The sequence below is a fragment of the uncultured Thiodictyon sp. genome, assembly GCF_903828115.1.
GTDB lineage: Bacteria > Pseudomonadota > Gammaproteobacteria > Chromatiales > Chromatiaceae > Thiodictyon.
In genome coordinates this window covers 1-4167 of sequence record NZ_CAIKKU010000762.1, presented here as the reverse complement: position 1 = coordinate 4167, position 4167 = coordinate 1, and the positions used below count along the sequence as shown (strand labels likewise).

General features: G+C 70.4%; 3 protein-coding genes. 2 read left to right on the top strand and 1 reads right to left on the bottom strand.

The genetic code is table 11. The annotated features are described in order from the left end of the window. Positions 1 to 365: 365 nt before the first annotated feature. The gene (locus QZY48_RS28015; RefSeq protein ID WP_295436936.1) at positions 366 to 593 is read right to left on the bottom strand and encodes a hypothetical protein; all 228 of its coding nucleotides are present in this window, start codon (positions 591 to 593) and stop codon (positions 366 to 368) included. Positions 594 to 1011: 418 nt separating this feature from the next. Between QZY48_RS28015 and QZY48_RS28010 the strand changes: the two genes are divergently transcribed. Together QZY48_RS28010 and QZY48_RS28005 are read left to right on the top strand one after the other, a co-directional pair. Continuing rightward, on the top strand, positions 1012 to 2799 hold the full coding sequence (locus tag QZY48_RS28010) for an Hsp70 family protein (protein ID WP_295436934.1): 1788 nt from the start codon (positions 1012 to 1014) through the stop codon (positions 2797 to 2799). 5 nt (positions 2800 to 2804) lie between these two features. After that, on the top strand, positions 2805 to 3785 hold the full coding sequence (locus QZY48_RS28005) for an alpha/beta fold hydrolase (protein WP_295436933.1): 981 nt from the start codon (positions 2805 to 2807) through the stop codon (positions 3783 to 3785). Positions 3786 to 4167: the final 382 nt, after the last annotated feature.

The window sequence follows — 4167 nt, the reverse complement described above, 5'->3', positions numbered from 1 at the left end:
CCGGGCCGCCGCCTCCTCCCGACGGGCCCGGGCCTCCTCCCGGCGGGCTTGGGTCATGGGCGTTGACCAGGGTGGTTTCAGGACACTTGCATTCGCGGTCTTCAGCTTAGCCCAAGGGCGCCGGCGCCCGAGGCACGGCCCCGCCGGCCGCGGCGTCGGCTCCTCGCCAACACCGCGCGGCCCCAGCCTCAAAAGGGCTGGAGAACATCATGCGAACGGGGCACGACACGCCGACGGCGTCCGCGCCCCACCCGGCGCCCATTACACCATTGCAGCGGTTGGGCAGGTGTTCACCACCAAACCGAAGCGCCCGCGCTCCGCCGGTCCGCCGCGGCGGCCGGCGAGGACCAAGGCCCCCAGCACAATCAGGGACAGCGGTGCCGGAGCGGGAACCCAGACCAACGCGGCCAGATGCTCGGCATCGTCGTAGTACACTTCATAGCCGGTGGGCAACCCGACTGGGCCGCCAGGACGCCCAGCAGCGCCTGCGCCACATAGGGCGCCTCGCGGCCGGGCAGCACGGGCAGATTGCGCCAGGTGGCGGTGAGATGGCTGTTGAGGATGCGGCCCAACGCGGTGCTGCCGGCGATCACCGTCCCCCCGCAATCGAGGCGCTTGACGAAGGGGCGCAGCGTATCGCGGGGTGGTTATGGGCCTTGATCATCGTTGCTGCCACCGCCGGGGGGACGCGCTGGCGGCGAGGCGTTTGCCGTGAAAGTCGCGCAGCGACGCGGTGGGAGCGGCTTCAGCCGCGACGGGCCTCGCCGGCCGCCGCGCCATTGCAGGTGATCGCGGCTTCGCAGCGCGGCTGAAGCCGCTCCCACGGAAGGATTCTCATGGATCACGGTGACGAACCACCGGTCACGGCCCTGAGCCGGACCAGGGCCGCGCAGACGCGGGGATCGACCGTTTCACCGTCAGCGCACATGCAACATCGCACCGCCCCCGTTCAGGCGGTAAACTCTGCGCCCTTTTTACACTCCGACCGGCCACGACCCGGCGCAGGACACTATGAGCGACATCATCATCGGCATCGACCTCGGCACCACCAACTCGGAGGTGGCGGTAGTTCAGGACGGCGTCTCGCGCGTCATCGAGGTGGACGGGGCCAAGCTCCTACCCTCGGTCGTCGGTCTGGCGGACGACGGCACCCTGCTGGTGGGCCAGGCGGCCCGCAACCAGTATGCCCTCTACCCGGAGCGCACCGTGCGCTCGATCAAGCGGCGCATGGGCGAGGACACCAAGGTCGCGATGGGGCCCGAGTCCTACACCCCCCAGGAGATCTCGGCCCTGATCCTGAAGCGCCTGAAGCAGGCGGCGGAGGTCGACCTGGGGCAGCCGGTGACCAGGGCCGTGATCACGGTGCCGGCCTATTTCTCCGACGCCCAGCGCCAGGCGACCCGCGACGCCGGCGGACTGGCGGGGCTCGAGGTGGTGCGCATCATCAATGAGCCCACCGCCGCCGCGCTGGCCTACGAGGTGGACCACCCCCAGGGCAAGACCATCCTGGTCTATGACCTGGGCGGCGGGACCTTCGACGTGTCGGTGGTGCGGGTCGCCCGGGACGTGACCGAGGTCCTGGCGAGCCACGGCAACAATCACCTGGGCGGCGACGACTTCGATGACCGGATCATCGACCATCTGGTGGAGCACCTGCGCGCCCAGGGCCATGACCCGCGCGCGGAGCGCTCCGCCATGGCGCGCCTGACGCGCGCCGCGGAGGCCGCCAAGATTACCCTGTCCGACGCCCCCTTCGCCCTGATCCAGGAGGAATACCTGCTGGAGCGCGACGGGGCGCCGGTGCACCTGTCGCTGGAGTTGGCGCGCGAAGACTATGAGGCGATGATCGAGCCCTATCTCCGGGAGACCCTGGAGGCGGTGCATATCGCCGTCAACGGGGCCGGACTTACCGTCTCCGACCTGGACGAGGTGCTGCTGGTGGGCGGGGCGACCCGCACGCCGCTGGTGCAGCAGCGCCTGGAGGCGGCCCTGCGGATGCAGCCGCGTGCCGAGGTGGACCCGGATCTGTGCGTCGCCACCGGGGCGGCCATCCAGGCGGCAGTGATTGCCGGGGTCCAGGTGGCCAGCGTGCTGGTGGACGTGACGCCTTATACCTTTGGAACCAGCGCCCTGTCCGAGCTCAACGGTGAGCCCTACCCCTACACCTATTGCCCCCTGATCCGCAAGAATACCCCGATCCCGGTAACCAAGAGCGACGCCTTCGAGACCATGTACGACGGCCAGCGCTCCATCATCGTCCAGGTCTACCAAGGCGAGGACCCGGACGCGCTCAACAACACCGAGATCGGGTCCTTCCGCATCGACGGACTCTCCGACGTGCCGGCCGGCAACCTGATCATCACCACCTTCTCCCTGGACGTGAACGGCATCCTGCATGTGACCTCGCGCGAGAAGCGCACCGGGCTTGAGGCGCAGATCACCATCGACAACGCCACCGCCCGCTTCACCGGCGACGCCCTGACCGCCGCCCGCGACCGCCTGTCCGCACTCATCGACGGGTATGAGTACGAGGGCGCGACGGACGCGGACCAGGACGGCGCCCAGGCCGCGGATGGAACCACGGACGGGGACGACGCGGGTGAGCGGCGCGAGGCGGTCGCCGCCCGCGCCCTGGTGGAGAAGGCCGAGCGCCTGCTGGGCGAGGCCAACGCGCAGGACCGCGACGACCTGGTAGACGGCATCGAGGCGGTGCGCGACGCGCTGGCGCAGGACGACCCGCGGACACTGGAGTCGGCGGTCGCCCAACTCGCCGATCTGATCTTCTACCTGGAGTCCTGACCGGGATGGACCGCTGTCCGAACTGCCGGGCCCGCCGCGAGGACGGGGAGACCTGTCGCCGCTGCGGCATGGAGCTGGCGCCCCTGCTTGCGCTGGAGCAGGCCGGCGACGCGCTGATCAGGCGCGCCCTGAACCAACTCGCCGACGATGCGGTGCCCGCGGCGAGCCGGACCTTGGAGGAGGCCCGCGCGCTCCACCCTAACCCCTTCATCGACCGCCTGCTGGGGTTTGCGCAAAAAACACTCCGGGACCAACCGCCGCGCACCGGCGCGGACCCCGGCCGGTGGGCGCAGGTCAATGGTCACCCGCTCTATTACCTGCGCGCCCGGGCCGACTCACCGGTGCTGCTCCTGCACGGCGGCGGCGACTCGGGCGAGCACGCCTTCGCCAATCAGATCCAGGCCCTACTCGCCGCCGGTCACGAGGTCATCGCCCCCGACCAGGTCGGCCAGGGCCGCACGCCGGACCTGCCGGGGCCGCTCTCCTACGCGGCGATGATGCAGGACACCGCCGCCCTGCTGGAGCAGTTGCGTCTCCCGCCCATCGCCGTCGTGGGCTTCAGCGACGGCGGCATCCTGGCGCTGATGCTCGCGGCGCGCTGCCCGCACCTGGTCGACCGCTTGGCCGTGAGCGGCGTCAACCTCTCACCCGCCGGACTGCCGCAGGGCCACCTGGACGCACTCCAGGCCGACAGCGACGCGGCCGCTCCCGCGGCGCGCGAAGAGTTGGGGGCCAAGCTGCGCGAACTCTGGCTGCATTCCCCCACCGCGGACGAATTGAGCCCCGCCCTGCTCGCCGCGATCCACCAACCGGTGCTGGTGATGGCCGGCGACCAGGACCTGGTCCGGCTCGAGCACACCATGGCCATCTACCAGGCCCTGCCCAGAGCGCAGCTCTTCATCCTGCCGGATACCGGGCACGGGACCTTCGAGACCCGGGCGGAACTGGTCAATCCGGTGTTGCTCGAATTCCTCGGGAAGGCGTAGGGTGGATAAGGCGCGCGGCGCGGCGCCGCGGACCTGGCCCGGTGGTCGGGCGCGCCGCATCCACCGAGCCCGGCAGCGGCAATGAAACGGCTGGATGCGTTACGCTGATCCCCGTAGGGTCCGCTGTGCGGACCAGCGACCCGGCTTAGATGCCCGAGTGCCGGACGGGAACGTCGCCCAACGCCGTAGGGTCCGCTGTGCGGACCAGCGACCCCGACTGACGGGGCATTCGCCCCGTCCGAAACGTTGACACTGGTGGCGAATCCGCCCCGGCCTCGGCGCCGCCCCGATCCCGTCAGCCGGCGCCTCGACGGCAACGATTCGGCACTGCCCGGTGTCCAATCAGCATGAGTTGCACAGCACCGATTCGGAGGCCTCCCAT

Bases quoted from the DNA above. Each gene is read 5' to 3' on its own strand.
- QZY48_RS28010 (WP_295436934.1), top strand. From the start codon at position 1,012: ATGAGCGACATCATCATCGGCATCGACCTCGGCACCACCAACTCGGAG.
- QZY48_RS28005 (WP_295436933.1), top strand. From the start codon at position 2,805: ATGGACCGCTGTCCGAACTGCCGGGCCCGCCGCGAGGACGGGGAGACC.